The 3618-nt window shown below is 29.9% G+C and carries 2 protein-coding genes; both read left to right on the plus strand.

Features of this window, described 5'->3' with window-relative positions:
* A partial coding sequence (locus tag ACH2BG_RS06135) for an exostosin family protein (protein WP_395046836.1) occupies positions 1 to 1339 on the plus strand: 1339 nt, incomplete at its 5' end.
* A 1269-nt stretch (positions 1340 to 2608) separates the two neighbouring features.
* The coding region (locus ACH2BG_RS06140) for a hypothetical protein (protein ID WP_395046837.1) at positions 2609 to 3618 on the plus strand (1010 nt) is incomplete at its 3' end.

Genomic DNA, 3618 nt, shown 5'->3' on the forward strand with positions numbered 1-3618 from the left:
TAAAGAAGAGTTAAAAGCAAATCCGAGTTATCGATTATTAATTCAAAAAGGTAAACCGTTTTGTAGTGGCGTAATGTTCGTTCCCAATAACGACATAAATTTGCAATTGTTTAATCCGAGTGAATGGAAAGGATGTGGAACAGATGATGAACATTATATAATAAATTTTTTCAATACCAGGTATCCCCGTCTTTTTAAACAGGTTGGTATTTTAGACCCAGATCGTTTTCCGAATGGTCTAAAATGGCGACTAAATTATACAATCGATGTAGTAAATAAATTAATAAAAGAACAATCGATTGATTTATTACACTTTAATTACATTGCAGGAATCGAAAACAAAATTTTAAAAATGACCGAATATGGAATGTGGTTAAAACAAATGAATATAATAAATGTGCCTGAACGTTTTATTATTGATATTAATGGAGTTTGTTTAAACAAAAATCATTCTGTTTATCCTCCTCACCAAAAGGGTAATCAAATTGAATCTTATATGTATGAATATTTTAGTCAAAAAAAAACAATCTATTCAGAATATGAATATCTTCCGATAACATGGACTGCAATTGCAGTGGAAGGAAATACGAAACGCATAACAGATTTAAAAGAGTGGATACGAGGATTTTGTAAAAAAAACCCTACCCGTAAATGTTGGACCGTTGTTCAACACTGTAAAGGTATCGAAAAAGCATTAGGTATATATTTACCCAGTAATTGGTTAATTTTTACAACAAGTAACCCAAATGCAATTCTTGAAAAACCGTTATTAGTAAAATCGAAACGAAACCGTAAAGCTAAACCTATTATAATTCCGACTAATAACCATATTATAATTCCATTATTTTCATCGGAACATTTTACTACTGCTGAGAACGATAATCGCGATATTTTAGCTTCATTCATTGGCGATATACATGTGCATCCGCTGCGCAATAAGTTATTAAATACTAATAGTAGTACGATAATCGTAAAAAATGGTTGTTATAAAAATCCTACGGATCAAAAATCATTTAAAGATTTAATGACACGAAGTAAATTTGCGCTGTGTCCGAGAGGTTTTGGAAATACTTCTTTTAGAATTATCGAAGCTATACAATTTGGAACAATTCCTATATATATTTCAGATGTATTTAGTTTATTTTATAACGATGAACTCAATTACAACGAAATAGGTATTTTAATCAAACCTGACGAAATTTCAAACATTTATAACGTATTAAAACAAAAAACCGACGCAGAAATTACACAATATCAAAATAATATCAAAGGGTTATACGATAAATATTTTACAATGCAAGGATGTTGTGAATACATCATAAGACGGATTTCTAGTTAGTTATCGTAATTAGTTATTTTTTTAGTAGTTATTGGGCAACGTAGCGCACGCTTCGATCTTCTTTGGATTCCATATTATACGATTATACCACACCCACGTAGTCCCTACATTACGATAATTATAATAATCATCACTCTCTTTATTTAGAAGCGAATATCCATGATGGAACAGACAAAGCTCGAAATCCCTGGAGTATTCCTGATTACAATTTTTATAACGATATCGATAGACTAATCGTTTTATTACTAGTACGATGTTTTTATCCATCAAGATGACCCTCTAATAATGTTTTGGTAATAGAACATATATGGAATCATTTTTATAATTACATATATACTGCACTCCACTTCGCGCTGGCAATATGCGGTAATTAAAAATAAAACATCGTGCAGAATCATATACTTTGTTTGGATAATGAGAAGAAATAAATTGATCGTAATATGATTTATTACATTTTTTTAAACAATGTATGTGAACTAATCGTTTAATTAATCGTATGATGTTCTTATCCATCAAGACAACCCTCTTTTTTATCTTATTTCTTACCAATTTCTTACCAATTTCTTACCAATTTTTAGTAATTTTTAGGTAACAAAACAACAGCTACAGAATCATACTTGTAATTACAAATGTTATTAGCACTTATTATGGGAAATACGCGATAATTAAACATAAAACATCGTAAATAGTAATACACCTCACACGGATATCGTGTTGATATAAAATAATCGTGATAAAATATATTACATTTTTTCAAACAATGTATGTGAACTAATTGTTTAATTAATCGTATGATGTTCTTATCCATCAAGATGACCCTTTTTTCTAGTAATTTTTAGGTAGCGGAATTCTTGTAGTCATATGTATATTATGTAAATAATATTGGGTTGGATTTAGTTTAATTACATCGTAGTCTCGATAATTAAACATAAAATTGCAGTTATTCATCATATATGTAAAACCTGAACCAGATAGTTTATATTCATTTTTATATTTATTTAAACAATTTCGGCGTGCTAATCGTATTATTATTTGTATTATTAATCGTATGATGTTTTTATCCATTTTTTTACGACCCTACGTTATTTTTTTTGTAGTCGGTGCGTAAAAAAATATAAAAAGAAAAAGATTTAATATCATAACACATATTATCATAAAATGTATGCGTGCAATGCTTGTAAAAGAATATTTAATAATGTAAAAGTTTATAAAACTCATTTGGATAATAAAATACCGTGCAATTTTAGGTGTATAGAATGCGGAGAAAAAATGCGTACGAAAGCATTATATTTAAAACATCGTGAAAAAGCATGTGAACCTATCGAGCGCACAAAAGAAGAAATTGAAGGAATGTTTGGAGAACCTATCGAAGGTAAACCCGTTATTATTACTCTTGAGGAATTAGGTATTCCGGCTCGTCCTAACCATGCCATAAAAACACGTAACGTAAAAGAAGCCACCAATATGGCGATAGATAATGTACCTATTGTAGTTGAAGATTCATTTGATAGTATCGAAACACGAGTCATCATGGAGATGGGAATTATGCCTGTTGAATTGTTTAAAGACGAAGCGCTAAAATTACATTTGCCTGAAATCGTTGATATGTTAGACGAATGTGCAAATGGTGTATGTACAGTAGAAGAATTAGTTCCTAATTTGTTCGTTCTATTGTTTTCTAATGTAGAATCTCCACATCATATAAATGTTATTGATAATGGAACACCACCTTTGGAACATTATAAAATTTTTAACGGACTGGAATATGTTAAAGATTTTATGACTAAAGACTTACGTAATAGTCGATTTTTCCAATTAATGATGTATTATTTCCATAATATGACAGAAGTGCCGATGATCGAAGATAAAACAGCCAAATTTATTAAAACTATCTTGTTACCACATATCGTTAAATCATATGCTGATGAACGATACCATAATTTTATCCAAAAACGAATGGTACGTAATCATGATATTATTCAACATATCGGATTAGAAAGAGTAAATGATAAATATAGTGAATTTGTACGAATTAAATTAGGACGCGTTGCACCTGCTCCTATACCCCAACAACAACCTCAGTCTATAAATGATGATTTAAATACTATGAATAACGAAGAAAAAGGGGAAAAAGAACCTTATGTTCCGCAACCACCATTATCGTATTTGGTTACTAAAAACCATGTTCTTAAACATATTGCTGACCACTTGTCATATGAAATGTATATGATGGAATCACTTAAATTATTACGCGATAAAGAAACTGAACCTATTCAAAA

This window comes from Flavobacterium sp., assembly GCF_043779715.1.
Classification (GTDB): Bacteria; Bacteroidota; Bacteroidia; order Flavobacteriales; family Flavobacteriaceae; genus Flavobacterium.